20 protein-coding genes are annotated in these 23085 nt (G+C 51.0%); 8 read left to right on the forward strand and 12 right to left on the reverse strand.

The annotated features are described in order from the left end of the window. Positions 1–136: 136 nt before the first annotated feature. The gene (gene rpiA / locus NR302_RS15455; RefSeq protein WP_008108258.1) at positions 137–796 is read right to left on the reverse strand and encodes a ribose-5-phosphate isomerase RpiA; all 660 of its coding nucleotides are present in this window, start codon (positions 794–796) and stop codon (positions 137–139) included. A gap of 181 nt (positions 797–977) precedes the next feature. Here rpiA and NR302_RS15460 point away from each other — a divergent pair, with 181 nt between their 5' ends. Further along, on the forward strand, positions 978–1883 hold the full coding sequence (locus tag NR302_RS15460; protein WP_007890292.1) for a LysR family transcriptional regulator ArgP: 906 nt from the start codon (positions 978–980) through the stop codon (positions 1881–1883). Positions 1884–1921: 38 nt separating this feature from the next. Here NR302_RS15460 and NR302_RS15465 read toward each other — a convergent pair whose 3' ends face one another. Next, positions 1922–2650, reverse strand: a complete 729-nt coding sequence (locus tag NR302_RS15465) for an oxidative stress defense protein (RefSeq protein WP_008108260.1) — start codon at positions 2648–2650, stop codon at positions 1922–1924. Between the two features lie 218 nt (positions 2651–2868). Between NR302_RS15465 and NR302_RS15470 the strand changes: the two genes are divergently transcribed. Further along, the gene (locus tag NR302_RS15470) at positions 2869–4176 is read left to right on the forward strand and encodes an MFS transporter (RefSeq protein WP_258143871.1); all 1308 of its coding nucleotides are present in this window, start codon (positions 2869–2871) and stop codon (positions 4174–4176) included. Here the strand turns inward: NR302_RS15470 and NR302_RS15475 are convergent. After that, positions 4163–4861, reverse strand: coding sequence for an IclR family transcriptional regulator (locus NR302_RS15475; protein WP_258143872.1), 699 nt, complete (start codon positions 4859–4861; stop codon positions 4163–4165). The genes NR302_RS15470 and NR302_RS15475 overlap by 14 nt on opposite strands. A 57-nt stretch (positions 4862–4918) precedes the next feature. Between NR302_RS15475 and NR302_RS15480 the strand changes: the two genes are divergently transcribed. Beyond that, complete coding sequence (locus NR302_RS15480) at positions 4919–7177, forward strand: FAD-dependent oxidoreductase (RefSeq protein ID WP_374990646.1); 2259 nt, start codon at positions 4919–4921, stop codon at positions 7175–7177. Here NR302_RS15480 and argO read toward each other — a convergent pair. From argO to tkt, 6 genes are all read right to left on the reverse strand, one after another. Continuing rightward, positions 7174–7797: an arginine exporter ArgO gene (gene argO / locus NR302_RS15485; RefSeq protein ID WP_258143874.1), complete on the reverse strand. Its 624-nt coding sequence runs from the start codon at positions 7795–7797 to the stop codon at positions 7174–7176. The genes NR302_RS15480 and argO overlap by 4 nt on opposite strands. A gap of 127 nt (positions 7798–7924) precedes the next feature. Next, entirely contained in the window at positions 7925–8800 is an 876-nt protein-coding gene (gene mscS, locus NR302_RS15490) for a small-conductance mechanosensitive channel MscS (RefSeq protein WP_008108267.1), read from the reverse strand. A gap of 188 nt (positions 8801–8988) precedes the next feature. Then, positions 8989–10068: a class II fructose-bisphosphate aldolase gene (gene fbaA, locus NR302_RS15495; protein WP_154155324.1), complete on the reverse strand. Its 1080-nt coding sequence runs from the start codon at positions 10066–10068 to the stop codon at positions 8989–8991. A gap of 104 nt (positions 10069–10172) precedes the next feature. Continuing rightward, entirely contained in the window at positions 10173–11336 is a 1164-nt protein-coding gene (gene pgk / locus NR302_RS15500) for a phosphoglycerate kinase (RefSeq protein ID WP_258143875.1), read from the reverse strand. Positions 11337–11387: 51 nt separating this feature from the next. Beyond that, positions 11388–12407 (reverse strand): erythrose-4-phosphate dehydrogenase, encoded by a 1020-nt coding sequence (gene epd, locus NR302_RS15505; protein ID WP_008108272.1) that lies wholly within the window; start codon positions 12405–12407, stop codon positions 11388–11390. A gap of 340 nt (positions 12408–12747) precedes the next feature. Then, positions 12748–14739 carry a transketolase gene (gene tkt / locus NR302_RS15510; protein WP_154155320.1) on the reverse strand — a complete coding sequence of 664 codons (1992 nt, stop codon included), beginning with the start codon at positions 14737–14739 and terminating at the stop codon, positions 12748–12750. Between the two features lie 273 nt (positions 14740–15012). Here tkt and NR302_RS15515 point away from each other — a divergent pair, with 273 nt between their 5' ends. After that, positions 15013–15765, forward strand: coding sequence for a M48 family metallopeptidase (locus NR302_RS15515; RefSeq protein ID WP_008107309.1), 753 nt, complete (start codon positions 15013–15015; stop codon positions 15763–15765). Positions 15766–15842: 77 nt separating this feature from the next. On the opposite strand, the gene NR302_RS15520 is transcribed toward NR302_RS15515, so the two are convergent. The 3 genes from NR302_RS15520 to traF form a co-directional block, all read right to left on the reverse strand. Further along, positions 15843–16247 (reverse strand): YidB family protein, encoded by a 405-nt coding sequence (locus tag NR302_RS15520; RefSeq protein ID WP_008107307.1) that lies wholly within the window; start codon positions 16245–16247, stop codon positions 15843–15845. A 54-nt stretch (positions 16248–16301) separates the two neighbouring features. Beyond that, a complete protein-coding gene (gene speB, locus NR302_RS15525; RefSeq protein WP_258143876.1) occupies positions 16302–17222 on the reverse strand; it encodes an agmatinase in 921 nt (306 codons plus the stop codon). Between the two features lie 157 nt (positions 17223–17379). Beyond that, complete coding sequence (gene traF, locus NR302_RS15530; RefSeq protein WP_258143877.1) at positions 17380–18588, reverse strand: conjugal transfer protein TraF; 1209 nt, start codon at positions 18586–18588, stop codon at positions 17380–17382. A 470-nt stretch (positions 18589–19058) separates the two neighbouring features. Between traF and NR302_RS15535 the strand changes: the two genes are divergently transcribed. Genes NR302_RS15535 through NR302_RS15550 form a run of 4 tightly spaced genes read left to right on the forward strand, consistent with a single transcriptional unit; the run spans position 19059 to position 22973 of the window. Next, complete coding sequence (locus tag NR302_RS15535) at positions 19059–19835, forward strand: ABC transporter permease (protein ID WP_258143878.1); 777 nt, start codon at positions 19059–19061, stop codon at positions 19833–19835. Further along, a complete protein-coding gene (locus NR302_RS15540) occupies positions 19832–20491 on the forward strand; it encodes an ABC transporter ATP-binding protein (protein WP_258143879.1) in 660 nt (219 codons plus the stop codon). The genes NR302_RS15535 and NR302_RS15540 overlap by 4 nt, the downstream gene beginning before the upstream one ends. Then, a complete protein-coding gene (locus tag NR302_RS15545) occupies positions 20488–21471 on the forward strand; it encodes a galactosyltransferase-related protein (RefSeq protein ID WP_258143880.1) in 984 nt (327 codons plus the stop codon). The genes NR302_RS15540 and NR302_RS15545 overlap by 4 nt, the downstream gene beginning before the upstream one ends. After that, on the forward strand, positions 21468–22973 hold the full coding sequence (locus NR302_RS15550; protein ID WP_258143881.1) for a stealth conserved region 3 domain-containing protein: 1506 nt from the start codon (positions 21468–21470) through the stop codon (positions 22971–22973). Before NR302_RS15545 ends, NR302_RS15550 begins: the two co-directional genes overlap by 4 nt. Positions 22974–23085: the final 112 nt, after the last annotated feature.

The raw sequence follows: 23085 nt of genomic DNA on the forward strand, positions 1-23085 counted from the left end.
TCGTGACATCCTGAGTGGACGAAGTACGAACTCACTGCTGATGAATCTTTTGTGACATAAGTCACCAAATTTCAGCCTGGCGAGAAAAGATGTTTTGCGGATGGAAATAACCGGCGCATGACGCGCGCCGGACAGATCATTTTACGATGGTTTTCACGCCGTCAGCGGTGCCAATCAGCGCGACATCGGCGCCACGTCCCGCAAACAGGCCAACGGTCACCACGCCAGGCAGCGCGTTGATGGTTTTTTCCAGCTCGATGGGATCGAGAATACGCAGATTATGCACGTCGAGAATAATGTTGCCGTTGTCGGTAATGACGTTCTGACGATACTCCGGCAAGCCGCCGAGTTTAACCAGTTCACGCGCCACATAGGAACGCGCCATCGGAATCACTTCAACCGGCAGCGGGAAATTACCCAGCACATCGACTTCTTTCGATGCATCGGCAATACAGATGAATTTCTTCGCCACCGCTGCAACGATTTTCTCACGCGTCAGCGCTGCGCCACCGCCTTTGATCATCTGCATCTGCGGATTGATTTCATCGGCGCCATCGACGTAAACCGACAGTTCATCAATTTCGTTGAGATCAAACACGTGAATGCCTAACGCTTTCAGTTTCTCCGTCGAGGCTTCCGAGCTGGAAACTGCGCCTTCAATCTGATTCTTCATGGTGCCGAGTGCATCAATGAAATGCGCTGCCGTTGATCCGGTACCTACGCCGACAATGGTGCCGGGCTCTACGTACTGCAGGGCTGCCCAACCTACCGCTTTTTTCAGTTCATCCTGGGTCATGGTATGTTTAAAACCTGTGCGACATCGAAGTGCGCGTAGTATAAAACAAGGCGCTGTAAAAAAGCGCGACTGTTAGACAGCCGATTTAACGCTTTGGAAGCCAGCCCGCAAAAATGCGCCGCAGCACAATTTGACAGTTTTATGGCATAGTAACGTCCACCCTGAACGAGAGAGAACAACAATGAAACGCCCGGATTATCGAACGCTTCAGGCGCTGGATGCTGTGATTCGCGAGCGCGGCTTTGAGCGTGCGGCACAAAAACTCTGCATTACCCAATCTGCGGTTTCGCAGCGAATTAAACAGCTGGAAAATTTATTTGGTCAGCCGCTGCTGGTGCGCACCGTGCCGCCGCGTCCGACCGAGCAGGGACAAAAGTTACTGGCGTTGTTGCATCAGGTTGAGCTGCTGGAAGAGGAGTGGCTGGGTGATGATAACGGTGGAACCACGCCGCTGTTGCTGTCGCTGGCGGTCAACGCCGACAGTCTGGCAACCTGGCTGCTGCCCGCGCTAAAAGATGTGCTGGCCGATTCGCCGGTGCGCCTGAATTTGCAGGTAGAAGATGAAACCCGCACACAGGAACGTCTGCGTCGTGGTGAAGTGGTCGGCGCGGTGAGTATTCAGCCGCAGCCGCTGCCAAGCTGCTTAGTGGATCAATTGGGCGCGCTCGATTATCTGTTCTGCGCCTCACCTGATTTTGCTGCACGTTACTTCCCAAATGGCGTGACGCGCTCTGCACTGCTGAAAGCGCCGGCGGTGGCGTTTGATCATCTGGATGATATGCATCAGGCGTTTTTACAGCAGAACTTTGACCTGTCGCCGGGCAGCGTGCCTTGCCACATCGTTAACTCGTCAGAAGCCTTTGTGCAGCTGGCGCGTCAGGGTTCGGTGTGCTGTATGATTCCGCATCTGCAAATTGAGCGCGAGTTAGCGCAGGGTGAGCTGGTGGATTTGACGCCAGGCCTGTATCAGCGTCGTATGCTGTATTGGCACCGGTTTGCGCCGGAAAGTCGTTTGATGCGCAGCGTGACCGATGCGCTGATTGCGCACGGACATCGCGTGCTGCGTCAGGATGTATTGCCGGCATAAAGATCAGGTCGCCATTAATGGCGACCTGGTAAACAGACTTACGGCGTATTCGGTTTGATTTCGAACACCACATCCACCTGATCGTCAAAGTGAATGCTCTGCTGTTCGTAAGTTTGCTGCGCGGTGGTATCAGCAGGTGCAGCGGCGGCTTTATACATGCGCGCCATCGGCATCGGCTGGTAGTTCGCAACGTGATAGCGGATGCTGTAAACCGAACCTAACTTAGCGTTAAACCCTTCTGCCAGCGCATTGGCCTGCTGCGTAGCATTGGCGATCGCCACTTTACGCGCCTTCTCTTTATAGCTGTCCGGATTTGCGACACCAAGTTCAACCGAACGAATTTCATTCAGGCCAGATTTTAACGCGCCATCCAGCAGCTCGTTCAGCTTGTCCAGCTGACGCAACGTTACCTGTACCTGACGCTCGGCACGATAGCCTTTCAGTACCGACTTACCTTCTTTGGTGTAATCGTACTCTGGCTGCGTGCTGAGGTTTGCCGCATCAATATCTTTTTTCTCGATGCCGTTCTTTTGCAGGAAATCGAAATATTGCGCCACGCGGTCATCAGCTTGCTTTTTCGCTTCCGCCGCGTCTTTCGACGAAACACTCACCACAATAGCGAGCCTGGCGATATCAGGCGTGGCATCAACGCTTGCCTGTCCAGACGTCACCACATGCGGTCCATTCGGCAATTCGCCTGCCTGAACTAAACCGGACAGTGCGCCGGTGCTCATTACGGCGGCCAGCGCCAGTGCTTTCAGTTTCACGAAAGTCCTCCTTGAGGGATTCAATTTGCAGGTCGCCACTATGGCTAAACCCAAAACACATTACCATGCGTGATGCTCTGAGTTTTGATTCAGCAAAAAGTTCGGGCACTCTGCTGTTTTAACCTCGCCGCGATCGCAAATTTAGCCGTACAGATTCGCCAAAAAAACACTTAAACGTTTCTATTAAAGAAACATCTCTGGGTTCGGGAGAGTTGCCAATGACAGAACAGCCGCTTAGCCAAACTGCCGTCAGCGTTCGCGCTGGACGCACGCGCTTTCTGATGCTCGCTCTGGTGTTTATTAACATCATTATCAATTACATGGATCGTACTAACCTGTCGGTTGCCGCTACGGCAATGGCGGGCGAACTGCGCTTCACGCCGATGGAGATGGGATTGATCTTCTCTGCTTTCGGCTGGATCTACGCCGCGCTGCAGATCCCCGGTGGCTTCCTCATTGATCGCCTTGGCGCACGCGTGGTCTATGGCGTCGGTTTATTTGCCTGGTCGCTGATCACTGCGCTGCATGCGCTTGCCAACAGCTTCGGCGCGCTGTTCGGTCTGCGGCTCGGCGTAGGTGCGTTCGAAGCGCCAGTGATGCCCTCCAACAATCGCGTAATTTCCAGCTGGTTCCCGGAGCAAGAGCGCGCCAGTGCGATCGGTATTTACTCCTCAGCGCAGTTTGTTGGTCTCGCCTGCATGACGCCGCTGCTGTTTCATCTGCAGGATGCGTTTGGCTGGCGCGGGCTGTTTTTGATTACCGGAGTCGCGGGGATGATTTGGGCGCTGGTGTGGTATTGGCTCTACCGCGAGCCGAATCAGCATCAAGGCGTATCCGAAGCGGAGCTCAACTATCTGCGCGACAACGGTGCGCTGCTGGAGAGTCGGCAGAATACGCAGCAACCCAAAGCGCGCTGGAGTGATTTGGCGCAGATGTTCCGCAGTCGCAAGTTGGTCGGCATCTATATTGGCCAGTTTACCATTTCCGCCACCTTCTGGTTCTTCCTCACCTGGTTCCCGACCTATCTGGTGGAGTATCGCCATATGGGCTTCATCAAAAGTGGATATGTGGCTTCGGTGCCCTACTTCGCCGCCTTCTGCGGTGTGCTGCTGGCCGGATTTGCCTCGGATCGCATGATACGTCGCGGCATTTCTGCCAGCGTGGCGCGCAAGCTGCCGGTGATCCTCGGTCTGTTCCTGACGCTGTTTATCCTTGGCGCCAACTACACCGATGATTCCACACTCATCATCCTGTTTATGTCGCTGGCGTTCTTTGGCAACGGTCTGGCGACCATTACGTGGGTTTTTGTCACGGCGCTGGCACCGCGCCATTTGATTGGTCTGGCGGGCGGCGTATTTAACTTTACCGGCGCGCTCTCCTCCATCGTGGTGCCGATTGCTATTGGTGCGTTAATCGATGGCGATAACTTCGCGCCAGCACTGGCATTTATCGCCGTGCTGGCCGCGATTGGCATCTGCAGTTATCTGTTTATTGTTGGGAAAATCGATCATGTTAGCGCGGGGTGATGACGGTTTGTGCCAGCGATTGCAGCTGTTGCAGCCGCTGCGCGAGATGCGCCTCATCATCCTGCCAGATTTTGGCGAACGCCAGCGACGCACGGTTGTTATCCATCGGCTGCGCCATGCTGATTTCACCGTCATCGCGATGCCAGATCAGATAACCATCAGCACGCTTACGCGCCAGCAGCGGCGCGATTTGCAGCCACTGTTCGTCGCTAAAACGCGGACGCAGCGCCTCATCACTCTCCGCCGCCAGCAACGACACGCCAATCACCGATTGCCATGCGGGCAGCATGCGGAAACCGGCCAGCGCCTGGCTGGCGTTGATGCGTTCACCGGGTTCCGAGTGCCAGATGTAGATCACCTGATCCTCCCACAGCACGCCCAGCGCCACCACGATATCGCGCGGCGCATGCAGTTCCAGCTGCGGCAACGCCTGCGCAAACAGCGAAGATCCGCGAATCGCCTGTGCCGCCAGCGCGTGAATACCGGGGCCGGGCAAATAGCGTCGATGCTCATCCTGCGTGGTCAGTCCAATCGATGCCATGGTCATCAGCAGTCGATTCACACGCGTGCTGTTCATCCCCATCTGGCGCGCCAGTTCACGGCAACCCACGGCTTTATCACTGGAAACCAGATATTGCAGGCAGCGAATACCGTCAATCAGGCTTTGGTTGGGTTGAGAAGACATAGATCACCTGCGGCGGGCAAAATCCAATCTTAGCCTTAGAGTCAGAGGAATGAAATGATGCAGACTTTCTCTACGCAAAATGTGCGCGACTTTCCGCAACAACGGCTACAAGCGGAGTTAGTTATCGTCGGCGGTGGACTAGCAGGCGTGTGTGCCGCGCTCGCCGCCGCACGCGATGGCCTTGATGTAGTGCTGATTCAGGATCGTCCGGTACTGGGCGGCAACGCTTCCAGCGAAGTGCGCTTGTGGGCCAACGGCGCTACCTCGCACATGGGCAATAACAATCGCTGGGCGCGCGAAGGCGGCATCATGGGCGAAATCATGGAGGAGAACCTGTGGCGCAACAAAGAGGGCAATCCGGTGCTGTTCGATATGGTGCTGCTGGACATGGTGCAGGCGCAGCCCGGCCTGACTTTGCTGCTTAATACGGTTGTTACCGATATCGAAAAATCTGGCCACCGCTTGCAGTCAGTGCAGGCATTCAATGCCATTAATCAAACGCGTTATCAGGTTTCGGCGTCACAGTTTATCGATGCCAGCGGCGATGGCGTGTTGGGCTATCTGGCCGGTGCGGCGCATCGCGTGGGCGCGGAATCTGTGGAGGAGTTTGGCGAGAAGATGGCGCCGGGCGAGAATTTTGGCCACAAGCTCGGGCATTCCATTTACTTCTACACCAAGCGTACAGCGCAACCGGTACGCTTCGTTGCGCCCTCTTTCGCACTGAAAGAGATCACCGCCATTCCGCGCTATAAACGCCTGAGCTCAGAACTGAACGGCTGCGATTTATGGTGGCTGGAATGGGGCGGACGGCTCGATACCGTGCACGAGAGCGAAACCATCAAGTGGGAGCTGTGGAAAATTGTCTGGGGCGTGTGGGATTACATCAAAAACTCCGGCGAATTCCCCGATGCCGATAACCTCACCATCGAATGGGTTGGTCTGATTCCCGGCAAACGCGAGAGTCGGCGTTTTCTCGGCGATACCCTGCTTTGCCAGCAGGACATTATCGAACAGCGCGATCACTACGATGCGGTGGCGTATGGCGGCTGGTCGATTGATCTGCATCCGGCCGACGGCGTTTACAGCGAACACGATGGCTGTCGCCAGTTCCACAGCAAAGGCACTTACACCATTCCCTTCCGCGCGCTCTACAGCCAGTCGCTGGATAACCTGTTGTTAACCGGCCGACTGATCTCCGCTACGCACGTCGCCTTTGGCAGCGCTCGCGTTATGTGCACCTGTGGCGTGCTGGGAGAAGTGGTGGGTCGCGCGGCAGCGCTATGTCAGCAGCAGCAGATCACGCCTGCCGAGCTAGCGCAGCCGGACCGCGTTGGCCAGCTACAGCAGCATCTGCTGCGTCAGGGTGCGTTTATTCCACGACATCCGTTGGCGAACCCCGTGCGTGATGCGCATGTCACGGTGAGCAGCACCTTACAACTGCGCGCCCTGGCCGCCGATGGAGGCTGGCAGCCGCTGAAATCCCGCTGCGCGTTGCTGCTGCCGCTCAAAGCGGGCGAACGTTTGCCAGCGATCAACGTGCAGCTACGCGCTGCAAATGCGCAGAAACTGCAGGTGTCTCTGCTCACCAGCGATAATCAGGCGAATACTTGCGGCGATTGCCATCTGGCCACACAGAGCATCACGGTGAATCAACAAGGCACGTATCGGCTGAGCTTTGATTATCGAGCCGATTGCGATCGCTATGTGTTTATCGCCTTTGAGGAGAACGCCGCGATTGAGGTTGCGCTGACCAGCCAGCGTTTGCCGGGCGTGATGATGGTCTTCAACAGTCTGAATCCGCGCGTGGCGAAACGCACACGTCAGATTAACGATGGCGATTACGGCGTTGAGGAGTTTGATTTCTGGCTGCCGCGCCGTACTCCGCAGCAAATCCTGCTGGCATTTGCGCTGGAAACACCGCTGCAACTCTGGCACCGCGATTATCTGCTCAACGGCAAGCTACGCCCGGAACAGCACACCAATTGTTGGGTGCCAGCGCAGGATGATGCGCATCCCAACGCGTGCTGGCACTGGAACGAACCGCAGCGGGCAAAACAGATTACATTGCTGTTCGACAACGACTTCGATCATGCGATGGAAACGGTGCAAATGGGCCATTCACTGGCGGTGACGCCGCACTGCACCACGCATTACCGTATATGGCTGGATGAGATACTCTTGGCTGAGGTGACGGAAAATCATCACTCGCTGTGTCATCACGCGGTGCCAGAAGGCGTGAGTTTTAGCCAGATTCGGCTGGAGTTGCTCGCCAGTGCGGGCGCGCTGCCCGCACTGTACGGATTACATCTGCATTAGAGAGCGGCAATGCCCTGACGCGCCAGCTGAATGGCGATAAACCACATCACGCCGCCGACCAGCAGATTGATAATGCGCTGCGCCCGCACGGTGCGCAGCCGTGGCGACAGCCACGCCGCCAGCAACGCCAGGCCGAAGAACCAGATGATTGATGCACTCACGGTGCCAAATGCAAACCAGCGACGCGCATCTTCAGAGGGAAGCTGGCTACCGAGGCTGCCGAGCACCACAAAGGTGTCGAGATAGACATGCGGATTGAGCCAGGTGACCGCCAGGATGGTAGCGATAATGCGCCAGCGCCCTTGTTTCAGCTCTGCGTCAGATGCCAGTGAAACATCGCCTTTCCACGCGCAGCGCAGCGCGCCCCAGCCGTACCACAGCAGAAATGCCACGCCCGCCCAGGTGATCAGCATCAATAAGATCGGCGATTGATTCAACAACGCGCTGCCGCCAAAAATCCCACCGCAGATCAGCGCAATATCGCTGACGGTACACAGCGATGCGGTCATCAAATGGTAGTGGCGTTTGATGCCCTGATTCATCACGAAAGCATTTTGCGGCCCTAGCGGCAGAATCAGCGCAGCACCAAGAGCAAGCCCTTGTAAATAAACAGATAACACGGAAATAGTCCTAAAGAATGGGGAGATGCGATGCAGTATAGTGACGCGAGGATATTAGAGGAAATTGAAAGATTTAATCGGTCATTAGAATAAGTAATAAAAAGGCACCCGTAGGTGCCTTTCTCAGTTATTCGCTGCGTGCGGGCTGTTGCTGCTCGCTCTTCACCTGATGCAGATGCACATCCATCTGCGGATAAGGAATGCCGATGCCGTTCGCGTCCAGCGTACGCTTGAAGTTCTTCATCAGATCCCAATAGACGTTTTGCAGGTCGCTGCTTTTGCTCCAGCAACGCACCACAAAGTTGAGCGATGACGCGGCCAGTTCATTCAGGCCGATTTGGATACCCAAATCTTTCAGCACACGCTCATCCGCTTCAACCACTTCACGGAAAAGTGCAATTACCTGATCAACATCCGCATCGTAAGCGACGCCAATAATGAATTCGTTGCGGCGGATCGGTTCACGCGAATAGTTAATGATATTACCCGCGATGATTTTACCGTTTGGAACCACGACGATTTTGCCATCGGCCGTTTTCAAAGTGGTGGAGAAGATCTGCACGTTTTGTACCGTGCCCATTACGCCGCCGAGATCAACAAACTCACCGGTTTTGAACGGACGGAAGGTCACCAGCAATACGCCTGCAGCCAGGTTGGACAGGGAACCTTGCAGCGCCAAACCCACAGCCAAACCGGCAGCACCCAGCACGGCGATAACGGAAGCGGTTTGCACCCCAACGCGTCCCAGTGCAGCAATGATGGTAAAAGCGATAATACCGTAGCGCACCATTGCAGAGAGGAAATCTGCCACTGTCGCATCAATGTGACGCGCCAGCAGAACGCGGTTAATCGCATTGGAGATAATGCGGGCGATGAACATACCAATGATGATGGTAACAATCGCCGCCACAATATTTACCGCATAGCTCAGGATCAGTTCCTGATTACGTACCAGCCATCCGCCAGCATTGTTAATGCCATCAACGACATTTAAGTCTTCCATTTGTTAGCCCTGTTGTTGAGTTTCCCGCAGGAAATTGCCAAAAACTGCCAGATTGACTCCGACACTCCGCATACAAGGGTAAACAAAAATAGGGCGAAGCGCCAAAAATGGCCTTAAATTACGGGACTTTCCAGACCAGGCGCATAAAAAAAGGCCCTTACGGGCCTTTTTTGTACTGTAAGGAAAAATTACAGTACGTCGACAGCGTTAAGCTCTTTGAAAGCCTGCTCCAGGCGAACAACCATTGAAGCCTGAGCAGAACGCAGCCACACGCGTGGATCGTAGTATTTCTTGTTCGGGCTATCTACGCCAGTCGGGTTACCCAACTGAGCTTGCAGATAGTCTTCGTTCTTTTTGTAGTACTGCAGAATACCGTCCCATGTTGCCCATTGGGTGTCGGTATCGATGTTCATCTTGATCACGCCGTAGCCGATAGACTCTTCGATTTCTGCAGCAGAAGAACCTGAACCACCGTGGAACACGAAGTCCAGCGCGTTGTGCGGCAGATTGTGTTTCTTGGTCACGTATTCCTGAGAATCACGCAGGATGGTTGGAGTCAGTTTCACGTTGCCTGGCTTGTACACGCCGTGCACGTTGCCGAATGAAGCAGCGATGGTGAAACGTGGGCTGATTTTGCTCAGCTCGGTGTAAGCGTAATCAACGTCTTCTGGCTGAGTGTACAGAGCAGAAGCGTCCATGTGGCTGTTGTCCACGCCGTCTTCTTCGCCACCGGTGCAACCCAGTTCGATTTCCAGCGTCATATCCAGCTTGGCCATGCGCGCCAGATACTTAGCAGAGATCTCGATGTTCTCTTCCAGTGACTCTTCAGACAGGTCGATCATGTGAGAAGAGAACAGCGGCTTACCGGTTTTCTTGAAGTGCTCTTCGCCCGCGTCCAGCAGACCGTCGATCCACGGCAGCAGTTTCTTGGCGCAGTGGTCGGTGTGCAGGATGACTGGCACGCCATACTGTTCAGCCATCAGATGCACATGGTATGCACCCGCGATAGCGCCGAAGATAGCCGCGCCCTGAGGCTTGTCGGTTTTGAAACCTTTACCGGCGATGAAGGCAGCACCACCATTGGAGAACTGAACGATGACCGGCGCTTTCACTTTGGCCGCAGCTTCCAATACCGCGTTGATAGAGTCCGTGCCGACGCAGTTAACTGCTGGCAGAGCGAATTTGTTCTCTTTCGCTACCTGGAAAATTTTCTGAACGTCGTCACCAGTGACAACGCCGGGTTTTACGAAATCAAAAATTTTAGACATGTTTGTGTCCCGTTTCGTTACCGTTCATCCCCGAAGGGATTGCGATTTGATTGCCCCATAAAGGGCTAGCCTTCAGGCGACGCCAAAGCGCCGCCCCCAAAGAGTTACTGCTTGGCGCGCTCTTCCAGCATAGCAACTGCTGGCAGTTTTTTGCCTTCCACGAACTCGAGGAATGCGCCGCCGCCGGTAGAGATATAAGAGATCTTATCTTCGATACCGAACAGGTCGATTGCAGCCAGCGTATCGCCGCCACCTGCCACTGAGAACGCATCGCTATCAGCGATAGCATTCGCCACGATTTCGGTGCCTTTACGGAAGTTCGGGAACTCGAACACGCCAACCGGGCCGTTCCACAGAATGGTTTTCGCGCCTTTCAGAATCGCGGCCATTGCCTGTGCAGTTTCGTCGCCGAAGTCCATAATCTCTTCGTTATCCGCTACTTCGGAAACCTTTTTCACGGTTGCCGGCGCAGTTTCAGAGAATTCCGTGCCTACGCGAGAATCGGTAGGAACCGGGATGCCATGCTCGTCACGCAGTTTTTTCGCTGCTTCAACGAAGTCTGGCTCGTACAGTGATTTACCGACGTTGTTTTCGATAGCCACGAAGGTATTCGCGATACCGCCGCCCACAATCACGGTGTCAGCAATTTTCACCAGCGACTGCAGCACATCAAATTTGGTCGACACTTTAGAACCGCCAACCACAGCAACCAGCGGACGCTCTGGGTTGCTCATTACTTTGCCCAGCGCTTCCAGCTCAGCTGACAGCAGCGGACCGGCACAGGCGATTGGTGCAAACTTGCCCACGCCGTGGGTAGAAGCCTGTGCGCGGTGCGCAGTACCGAACGCATCCATCACAAACACGTCGCACAGCGCGGCATATTTCTTCGACAGGCCTTCTTCGTCTTTTTTCTCGCCTTTGTTAAAGCGTACGTTTTCCAGCACAACCAATTCGCCAGCGCCGACTTCAACGCCGTCGAGGTAATCTTTTGCCAGGGTAACGTTGGTGCCGTTCAGTTTTTCTTTCAGGTAGTTAACAACCGGCAGCAGGGAGAACTCTTCGTTGTATTCACCTTCGGTCGGACGACCCAGGTGAGAGGTAACCATCACTTTCGCGCCCTGTTTCAACGCCGCTTCGATGGTAGGCAGAGAAGCACGAATACGTGCATCTGACGTCACTTTCCCTTCTTTCACTGGCACGTTGAGATCGGCACGGATCAGAACGCGTTTACCAGCAAGATCCAGATCGGTCATCTTAATTACAGACATGGTGAACCCTCTCGTTGATTCTCATAAGTTTTGCCAGACGCAGTCCGCGTCTTACCTGAAACCGCTTGCGGCCATTGCTAACGTGGTGTCGATCATGCGGTTAGCAAAGCCCCATTCGTTGTCACACCAAACCAGCGTTTTGATAAGGTGATGACCACTGACCCGCGTTTGCGTGCCATCGACTATGGCACTGTGCGGATCATGGTTAAAATCTACTGAGACTAACGGTAATTCCGTATAGTCAACTATACCACGAAACGCCCCTTCTGACGCGTTTTGCAGCAACGCGTTGACCTCACACGCCTTCACCGCTTCGCGCACCGACACGCTCAAATCAATGGCTGTCACGTTGATGGTGGGCACGCGCACCGCAATCGCCTCAAAGCGATCGTTAAATTTCGGAAAAATACGGGTAATGCCAGCAGCAAGACGCGTATCTACCGGAATGATCGATTGGCTGGCGGCGCGGGTACGACGCAGATCGCTGTGATAGGCGTCAATCACCTGCTGATCGTGCATCGCCGAGTGAATGGTGGTCACGGTGCCCGACTCAATGCCAAAGGCGTCATCCAGCAACTTGATCACCGGAATAATGCAGTTGGTGGTGCAGGATGCGTTGGAGACAATGCGGTCAGTTTGTTTAAGAGCTTGTTCGTTAACACCAAATACGACTGTGGCATCGAGATCGTTACCGCCCGGATGCGAGAACAACACTTTCTTCGCACCTGCTGCCAGATGGGCTTCGCCATCAGCGCGGCTGCCGTACACGCCGGTGCAATCCAGCACGATATCTACATTCAGTTCGCGCCACGGCAGTACATCAATTTCCGCCTGATGCAGGATGCGAATGGTGTCGTCGCCAACAAACAGCTGATCGCGCTCCTGGCGCACATCAAAGGCAAAACGGCCGTGGCTGGTGTCGTACTTCAGCAGATGCGCCATCCCGGCGGCGTCGGCCAGCTCGTTAATGGCGACCACGGTGATCTCAGCCCGGCGACCGGTTTCATAAAGAGCGCGCAACACGTTACGCCCGATACGACCAAAACCATTTATTGCTACGCGAACGGTCATTTCTACCTTCAACAACACCCGAAAAAACGTGCCGATTAGCCTGAGCGTTTCACACCGTTTTGTACAGGGAATTATTGCTTGCCCGCACCGGCAAGATGCACGTTCTCGCTCGCAACTGAAACGGTTCAGCTAGAGTAATGCAAGAGAGGAATAACGGGAATGATTGCGATCAAGTGAGTGGCGGAATATTGGATCTACGTCACAAATTTTGCACTGCGGGATTATTACTGCAGGAATAATTGAACCGTTTCAGGTTGGAGGTGATGAAACAATAAGGGCGCCCCGGTTGGGACGCCCTTTATACCCGCTGTGTAGGGTCGCCATTTATGGCGACCTCAAATCACAGAATCGATTTCGCCGTTTTAACCACATTCTCAACGGTGAAACCAAACTCTTTGAACAGCTGATCCGCAGGCGCTGACTCACCGAAGGTGGTCATGCCGACGATCGCACCGTTCAGGCCGGTGTATTTGAACCAGTAATCCGCGATACCCGCTTCAATCGCCACGCGTGCGGCAACCGCTTTCGGCAGCACGGATTCACGGTACGCCGCGTCTTGTTTGTCGAAGGCGTCAGTGGATGGCATAGACACCACGCGCACCTTGCGGCCTTCCGCCGTCAGCTGTTCAAATGCAGCCACCGCCAGCTCCACTTCTGAACCGGTAGCGATCAGGATCAACTCTGGCGTACCTTCGCTGTCCTTCAGCACGTAACCACCGCGCGCCACGTTCGCCAGCTGCTCAGCGCTGCGATCCTGCTGCGCCAGGTTCTGACGCGAGAAGATCAGCGCCGACGGGCCGTCAACACGTTCAATCGCGTACTTCCACGCCACCGCTGACTCAACCTGGTCGCACGGGCGCCACAGGCTCATGTTTGGCGTCACGCGCAGGCTGGCCATCTGCTCAACCGGCTGGTGCGTCGGGCCATCTTCGCCCAGACCAATCGAGTCGTGGGTGTAGACCATGATCTGACGGATTTTCATCAGCGCGGCCATACGTGCGGCGTTGCGCGCGTACTCGACGAACATCAGGAAGGTGGCGGTGTACGGCAGGAAACCGCCGTGCAGCGCCAGACCGTTAGCGATGGCGGTCATACCGAACTCGCGCACGCCGTAATGAATGTAGTTGCCTGCCGCGTCTTCATTGATCGGCTTGGAGCCGGACCACATGGTGAGGTTGCTTGGCGCCAGGTCAGCGGAGCCGCCCAGATATTCCGGCAGGATTTTACCGAAGGCTTCGATGGCGTTCTGCGAGGCTTTACGGCTGGCAATTTTCGCCGGATTGGCCTGCAGCTGCTCGATAAACTTCTGCGACTCAGTTGCCCAGTTAGCTGGCAGCTGGTTGTTGACGCGACGTTTGAACTCCGCAGCCAGTTCCGGATGTGCAGCGGCGTAGGCAGCAAATTTCTGGTCCCACGCAGACTCTTTCGCCTGGCCGGCTTCTTTGGCATCCCACTGCGCGTAGATGTCTGAAGGGATTTCAAACGGACCGTGGTTCCAGCCCAGCTGCTTGCGGGTCAGCGCGATTTCATCGGCACCCAGCGGCGCGCCGTGCGAATCGTGCGTACCGGCTTTGTTCGGTGAACCGAAGCCAATCACGGTTTTGCACATCAGCAGCGAAGGTTTGTCGGAAACCGCTTTGGCTTCTTCAACCGCTTTCTTAATTGCGTCTGCGTCGTGACCGTCCACGCCGCGCACCACGTGCCAGCCGTACGCTTCAAAACGCTTGGCGGTGTCGTCGGTGAACCAGCCGTCAACGTGACCGTCGATAGAGATGCCGTTGTCATCATAGAAGGCAACCAGTTTGCCCAGCTTCAGGGTACCGGCGATGGAGCAGACTTCGTGTGAGATGCCTTCCATCATGCAGCCGTCGCCCATAAACACGTAGGTGTTATGGTCTACGATGTCATGGCCCGGACGGTTGAACTGCGCCGCCAGCGTGCGCTCGGCAATAGCAAAACCGACTGCGTTCGCGATGCCCTGACCGAGCGGGCCGGTGGTGGTTTCAACACCTGCGGTATAACCGTATTCCGGGTGGCCTGGAGTTTTAGAGTGCAGCTGACGGAAGTTCTGCAGCTCGCTCATTGGCAGATTGTAGCCAGTGAGGTGCAGCAGGCTGTAAATCAGCATTGAGCCGTGACCGTTCGACAGCACAAAGCGGTCGCGATCTGCCCACAGCGGGTTAGTAGGGTTATGGTTCAGGAAGTCACGCCACAGCACTTCGGCGATGTCCGCCATGCCCATCGGGGCACCCGGATGTCCCGAATTGGCTTTCTGTACTGCATCCATACTTAACGCGCGAATGGCGTTGGCAAGCTCTTTACGAGAGGGCATCTTCTACTCCAGGTCGGATTAATGCTCCGCCACGCTTAACTTATTGTAATTAATCAGTTATAAGGCGAAGCGAGAAAAAAGTCGCACATCAATGTACATGAAAATCAGGACAAAAGTACATGCATCTGGGTGCTAAATCACGGGTAACCGTTTGCATTTCCGGCCTTGTCTGCTAGCCATTGCACAACATGCGAGCTATAACCAAATCGTTTAAACACCTGTGACGGTTTCAGGTGTTTGTTTTCTTTACCTTGTTACCCAAAGGATGCCGATATGAAAATGAGAGCTACCATTGTTGCTCTGGGAATGGCTTCGTTGCTGAGCGGCTGCGAAGGATTTGATAACAACGCGCTGCTGCAATCTGGTGCGCAGGCTTATCAGGCCTACGCGCTGAACGATGCACAGGTGAAAGAGTTAAGCGATCAATCCTGTGCGCAGATGGACAAAGACAATCAGGTTGCACCCGCCAACAGTGAATATCAGCAGCGCCTGAACAAAATCGCGGCGGCGCTGGGCGATAACATCAACGGCGTGCCTGCCAACTACAAGGTGTATCAGACTAAAGACGTCAACGCCTGGGCGATGGCCAACGGTTGTATTCGCGTCTACAGCGGCTTGATGGACATGATGACCGACAACGAAGTCGAAGGTGTGCTTGGCCATGAGATGGGCCACGTCGCACTGGGCCATACGCGTAAAGCGATGCAGGTAGCGCTGACTACCACCGCAACGCGCACCGCTGCGGCTTCCGTCGGCGGCGTGATCGGTTCGCTATCACAATCGCAATTGGGTGAAATGGGCGAAAAACTGGTGAATGCACAGTTCTCACAAACCCAGGAAACACAAGCCGATGATTACTCGTTTGACCTAATGAAAAAGCGCGGTATTGATCCGATGGGATTAGCGACTAGTTTTGAGAAACTGGCGAAACTGGAACAGGGACGCCAGAGTTCGATGTTTGATTCGCACCCGGACTCGGAAGCGCGCGCCCAGCATATTCGTGAGCGCATTGCCGCTGGGAAGTAATATCACACGCAGCAAAAAGGAGCGCATTAATGCGCTCCTTACACGTAGGGTCGGCATTCATGCCGACCAGGCAAAACTCAACGCTTAAACAACCCATCCACCATCGCACCCAAATCCTGGGTATTCGACGTATCGATGTGGCCCTGCGGCGACAGCTTATCAATCACCTGCGGCAACAAAGCGGCCAGCGTACCGGACGCACCATTGACATCGGTGCCAAGCTTATCCGCCAGCGACTGCAGCTGATCCTGACCAAGCGCATTTTGAATCTCGCCACCATCAACCGACTGATTACTGCCGCTGCCAATCCAGCTATTCAGCACCTGCCCAAGTCCGCCCTGCTGAAATTTCTGCAGCAGCACTTCGACGCCGCCCTGCTCCTGTACCCAGTTCCAGATAGCCATCAGCTGTTGCATCTGATTACCCTGCCCGCTTCCGTTGCTGTTTCCCAGCGATCCAACTAAATCGTCCAGTAAGCCCATAGTCGCCTCCGCAGATTAATTAACCGCCAGTAAGTGTAGCCGCAAGCAAAAGGATTAACCTTTATTTGCCGCCTGCACGTGCAGCATGTCCAGCGCCAGTGTTGCTGCTGCCAGCGAGGTCAAATCGGCGTGATCGTAGCCCGGCGCCACTTCTACCAGATCCATGCCGACGATGTTCATGCCCTGCAAACCGCGAATCAGCTTAGTGGCTTTATCGCTGCTCAACCCGCCAATCACTGGCGTACCGGTGCCCGGTGCGTGTGCCGGATCGAGGCAGTCGATATCGAAGGTCAGATAGACCGGCAAATCGCCAACGGTGCGCTTCACTTCCGCCACAATGTCATCCACGCTGCGATCGTTGACCTGTGCGGCATCCAGCACGTTGAAGCCGAGGCTCTTATCGAACTCAGTACGAATGCCGATCTGCACAGAGTGTTGCGGATCGATCAAACCCTCTTTTGGCGCTGTGAAGAACATAGTGCCGTGATCGAAGGTTGGGCCGTTGGAATAGGTATCGGTGTGCGCATCGAAATGCACCAGCGCCATTTTACCGAAGTGCTTAGCGTGCGCGCGCAGCAGCGGCAGCGTGACGTAGTGGTCACCGCCAAAAGTCAGCATACGCTTACCGTTCGCCAGCAGTTTCTCGGCGTGCGCCTGCAGTTTGTCTGAGAGATCCTGTGAATCGCCAAAGGCATAAACCAGATCGCCGCAGTCCACCACGTTCAGACGCTGACGCAGATCGAAGTCCCACGGCCAGCGGCAGCCTTCCCACGCCAGGTTGGTTGAGATCTGACGAATCGCGCCCGGCCCTAAACGGCTGCCCGGACGGCCTGAGGTTGCGGCATCGAACGGAACACCGGTGATGACCCACTCAGCGTCACTGTCGTATGGCTGGAAGTTCAGCGGGAAGCGCATGAAACCGAAGGCGTTAGAAACCAGGGAGTTATCATACTGATTGCCCAGGGTGTTATACATAAATCGTCCTCATTAAGGCGGTAATCGTTTCACCAGTTTAGGATATAAATAAAAAATCCCCTCCGCGTCGTTGAACCCGACGAGGAAGGGATTGATTGGCGCGATTATCGCGGAGATTTCAGCGCCCTGCAATCAACGCCTTTAATGAGGAAGGCGATCAGAACTGGAAGGTAAACTGCGCCACGCCGCCGATATTGCGCATGCGCCCCGCCATCGCCGTTAAATCAAATTGCACGGCTTCAGTTGGCACGACTCCCACGCCCGCAGTGAACACGCGGTGATCATTACCGCGCATATCAATGCGATAACCGCCACGCACTTGAACCCAGTCCGCAGCCTGTAATTCTGCACCTGCGCCAATATATTGACGTTTATCGACATTTTCGAAGCCGCTAACCGGCGTGAGATCAATGTCGGAACTCAGCGTAACCGCGCCGGTGCGCCATGCGGTACCCGCAGTCACCTGTGGACGAATCACAAACGCGGTGCGCGTGCCATTGACTTCCTGTGACTTCACTCGATTCTGGATGAGGTTTTGCGCAGAGAGCGCCACGGTCCAATCCGGCTGTAAGTCAGCGTAGAAACCGGCATCAAGATTGCCGCTGATGGTCTGGCGCTGCCAGTTGCCGTCTTTAAAATCGGACGATTTATAATTATTGATGCCAACGTTGTAATTCCAGGTTTCGATACGCTGGATTTTCGGTGTCACACCAACCGCCACCGGCACGTCCATTACGGTAAACGGGTGCGCGATTGAAACGCCGTAATCGGTGACCAACGCCACCATTCCTTCGGCACGCGATGTCAGCTTATCCATATCACCTGGCGTTGGCGTGATGGAACCATTGCTGACACCTTCCAGATAGTCGAGATCGTTCTGGCTCACCAAACCGCGAGCGGTGCCCTGCCCCCAGCTATTAATGGATAGCGCAACCGATAACGCCGCATCTGGCACGGCCAGCACGAACGCCATGCCTGCTGTTGCGTTGGCATCTTTACCAGAAAGATCGGACATGATGTCTTTTAACTCGCCGGCTTGTGCATTAGCTGAGCCGCCATTATTAATGGCTCTCTCCAGTTTATTCCACGCAGGCTTAACATCTTTAAAGCTGTCAATAAGATGGCCTTCGTCATCGGCGTGCGCGCCAATAGACGGCGCAATCAAACTCAATTTGCCATCAGCAGGTGATTTGGCCAGTAATGCCGGGTTCACCAGAGGTGCTGAGCCGAATTTCCCCGCTGCAACACCGGTGCCGCCCATCGCCATAACACGCGCATCAAAGCTATTGGTTGAGGCCATGGCAAAAGGTGTAGATGTGATAAATCCTGCGACAGTCAGGCTGCGCATAATTAAAGAGAGTTTCATGTGAAGTTCCAGAGGTATAAATAAAGAAAAATAAAAAATGGTTAATAAACTCGATCGAGTCCATCCCACCAAAGTAAGCATCTAATTTTTTACTTACATTATCAGTGCGAATAGTAACATTGACATTAGCGATTCAATTTGTTGATAAACATCCATTAGTGAATACCCAACATGGTGATTCATTCGCACCAAAAACCAACATCCACCTTAATTTTCAAAAGGTTATGATTGCAGTTCTTTTCTGATTAATTTAAATGCATTTTTTATAAGTCAAAATAGCGACAATTTTGACAGCTCTTATACAAATTCAATATTTTTAGTTTACGTATAATACGCTGGAAATTAGAGGCGCATTTATCCGTCTTCTTATTGTTTAAATATATTTAGCTGAAATATGTTTAGCGCTCTGGCTGCTGTAAGCCAGGGGCGGTAGCGTATCAAATTTCAATTTATGATGAGTTTTACTGTACATGGCCAGAAGTGGATTTGAAGTCCAGCAAGCCGTAATCAAAGCGCTGTTCTTCCGAGAAATAAGAACACGTTTTGGTAAATATCGTTTGGGATATTTCTGGGCGATCCTGGAACCCTCGGCACATCTGTTAGTGATGCTGACGATATTCGGTTTTATCATGCATCGCACAATGCCTGACATCTCTTTCCCTATTTTCCTACTCAATGGCATTATCCCCTATTTTATCTTTAGCAGCATTAGCACGCGCTCCGTAGGTGCTATTGAAGCCAATCAGGGACTGTTTAACTATCGTCCCGTAAAACCCATTGACACAATAATCGCTCGCGCCGTATTGGAAACAGTGATCTTTGCTACGGTCTATATCTTACTAATGACGGCAATGTGGATGGCGGGGGAATACTTCGCCATTACCAACTTACTCAAGTTAGCATTTAGTTGGACATTATTGATTTTATTCTCATGCGGTGTGGGATTAATCTTTATGGTTGTGGGTAATACCTTTACAGAAACCCAAAAATTTCTGCCAATCCTACTTAAGCCACTCTATTTTATCTCAGGGATCATGTTCCCTTTGCATGCTATCCCCAAAGATTATTGGCCGTATTTATTATGGAATCCACTTCTGCAAGCAGTTGAGTTAAGCCGTGAGTCCGTAATGCCCGGATACGTAAGCGAGGGTGTTAGCCTGGAATATTTAGGACTCTTTGCGTTAGCCACTTTATTTTCTGGCTTGATGCTTTACCGTACACGAGAAGAGGCGATGCTGACTTCATGATAAAAATAGAGAATTTGACTAAGACCTACCGAACTCCTTCTGGCAAGCATTATGTGTTTAATGATCTTAATTTAGATATTCCCAGTGGAAAAAGCGTGGCATTGATTGGTCGTAATGGTGCAGGAAAATCCACTCTTCTAAGAATGATTGGCGGCATTGACCGTCCCAACAGTGGACGCATTATTACTGATAAAACAATTTCCTGGCCAGTGGGGTTATCTGGAGGATTTCAGGGGAGTCTAACCGGCCGGGAGAATGTTAAATTTGTAGCACGTCTATATACTAACCAGAAGCAACTTAAACAAAAAATTACTTTTGTGGAGGAGTTTTCAGAACTAGGTAAGTATTTTGAAATGCCAATAAAGACTTACTCTTCTGGGATGAAATCTCGCCTTGGATTTGGATTGAGCATGGCGTTTAGCTTTGATTATTATTTGATTGATGAAGTTACAGCGGTAGGAGATGCTAATTTCAAGAAAAAATGTGATACTTTGCTGAAAGAAAGAATAGCTAATTCTAATTTAATTATGGTATCACACAGCATAAACTCTTTGAAAGAGCATTGTGATAGCGCCATATATATAGGAAAAAAAGGTGTGCGGTATTACGATTGCCTTACAGATGCAATTAAAAATTATCAAGATGATTTAAAATGATAACAGTAATAATCCCCATAGATCTAAAATCGAGACCTAAGGATGTCATAAATAAAGCAATTTCAATTACTGAAAAGGCAGAGAAAACTGATTTCAAAATAATATTTGGCCATAATGACAGAAATAAAAGGCAGGACAAAAAATTTAAAGAAAAACTTAATAACTATGTTAACACAAGTGTCGTTTCCACATATGTTGATTCTGATGATATAAACATGTCACGTTTAAGGAACATTGCATTCCAACAGGTGGAAACTGAGTATTTATTGCTTCTTGATGTAGATATAAACTTCAACGAAAATTTATTTGTCAAGTATTTGAATAAATTAAAAAACAATGAAGGTGCGTTTTTCATCATACCTTGTCTTTACCTGACAAAATATGGCTCTCATATTTTACATAAAACCAATGATAATTATGTATTAAATCGATTCTTTAGTTTCTCAAGAAAAGAATTTCTTCACTTAGCAAGTCCATCCTCGATAACACTATTGAAAACACAAGACTATAAAATTCTCAATGGGTTCGATGAGCAGTTTAGTGGGCATGGGTTTGAAGACTTCGACTTCCTAACACGGTTAAGTAACCTCTATAATTTACTCCCAAAATCTGATGATTTCATAGCAAACAAGACAGCCCGGTCTCCGCTTTTCTCAGTGGGATTTAGAAAGTACCTGGGTGCTCTATGTCTTGATGCATTGATAGAAAAAGATATTGCCCTACACAAACATCATAGAAAAGAGAAAAAATCCCCTTATTATTTTAGAAGAGATATAAATTTCAATATCTTCAAAAATAAACACAAGAAAACTCATGAAGAAACAATTAATTCCCAACCCACTTTATTAATTGACTTCATGAGAATATGCTCAGTTAAAAACATTGACATTACTGATTACTCGGTTCTTTTTGATAACCGACCTGGGCACATTGACCGCTATGATACATTCTTAAGAAAACTGAGGTTTATACTTAAATGACCCCCAACATTTCAACAAAAAAAATAAAAAAACTTTTATTAAATCCAAATCAGTTCTTTTATGACTTCTTTAGCAAGCGTATATTCCCCAATGAGGTTTATAAAAATAAAGATCATGTTGATAATCTTAAGGTCTGCAACGACTTAATTAATATTGATGAAATCAACAAGAAAGGAATAACAGAATATTTAAAGAGTAACCTTAAAGCTGGATATGGTGCAGTAGATGGATGTGATGAAAATAGTTTACTATTTTGGTCTGGTTATTTGAATCGCTTAATTCAACTTATATCTTCGATCAAAGCTTCAATGTCGATGGATATAACCATATATACTTTAGGTGGTGGCTTCAGTGTTAATTTCCCGCACAACAGCAATTTTAATAGTGCTTTAGTTATACAAAAACTTGCTGCGAAATCTGACTTTGTTATTGAACTTAGCAATATGATGGGAGAGCTCAAAATAATTCACTGTTATCTTTATGATATTGATGACGAAAAAATAGCCACCATAAGATCAGGGAAAGCATTTTTAAGAAAATGTCATATTAACGAAATTGAATCAATATTCTCACACAATAATGAATCATCTCGATATCCTATTGATGCAGTTTATACTTGGGTTAATCAAGCTGACCCAGATTGGCAAAAATTATGGGAGAGTACATTTCAAGAAGAGGATTTTGATGCAGACCGGTTTACTAACAATGATGAACTGAAGTTCTCTTTAAGATCTTTAAATAAATATGCACCATGGTTAAATAAAATATATATTGTTTCTAACTGTGCAAAGCCAAATTGGCTTAATGACGATAAAAAGATAACATGGATTGATCATAAAGAAATTTTCCCTGAGATGGAAATGCTACCAACATTTAATTCTCATGCTATTGAGTGTTGCTTACATAATATTGACAATCTTTCGGAAAGATTTATTTATCTAAATGATGATTTTATTTTAACTCAACCATGTTTACCTTCGGACTTTTATGATGAAACAGGTCGTTCAGTTTCTTATTTTGAACCTTACGGCATGGTTCACTCTAAGACCAAGAAAAAAAACTTACCGGACTACCTGCAAGCCGCATTGAACTCAAGCAAGCTAATCCAGGAAAAATTCGACAACTACGATGCCAGAAATTTACATAGGCATGTTCCTTACGCTTTAAAAAAATCAGTACTAAAAGAAATGGAGGGCATTTTCCCTAACGAGTTTTATATAACCAGAAAGGCAAAAGTTAGATCGAATTCAGACATAAACGTTACTTCATTCCTTTATCATCATTATGCTTTTGCAAGTGGTCTATCGGTAAAGTCCAGCCTTTCAGGAATAATTGTTCGTCCTGAAAACATTTCACAGCTAATTAATAAAGATAAATTCAAGTATAAAATACTCTGCTTTAATGATGGAAATGGAAGCTCTAACAATAAAAACTATAAAAAATCAACTCAAGACTATTTGAACGCACGTCTCAAAGAAAAAGCTCCCTGGGAGGAAATCTAGAGTCTAATCGTTATCTTTTAAGCCACTTATGACACATTTTACTTTCAATAAATCAACTCCATATTTAAAACCCAACAATAATTAAAATAATAAAAAAACATTCAATTAAAGA

It is taken from the genome of Pantoea sp. SOD02 (genome assembly GCF_024707505.1).
GTDB lineage: Bacteria > Pseudomonadota > Gammaproteobacteria > Enterobacterales > Enterobacteriaceae > Pantoea > Pantoea symbiotica.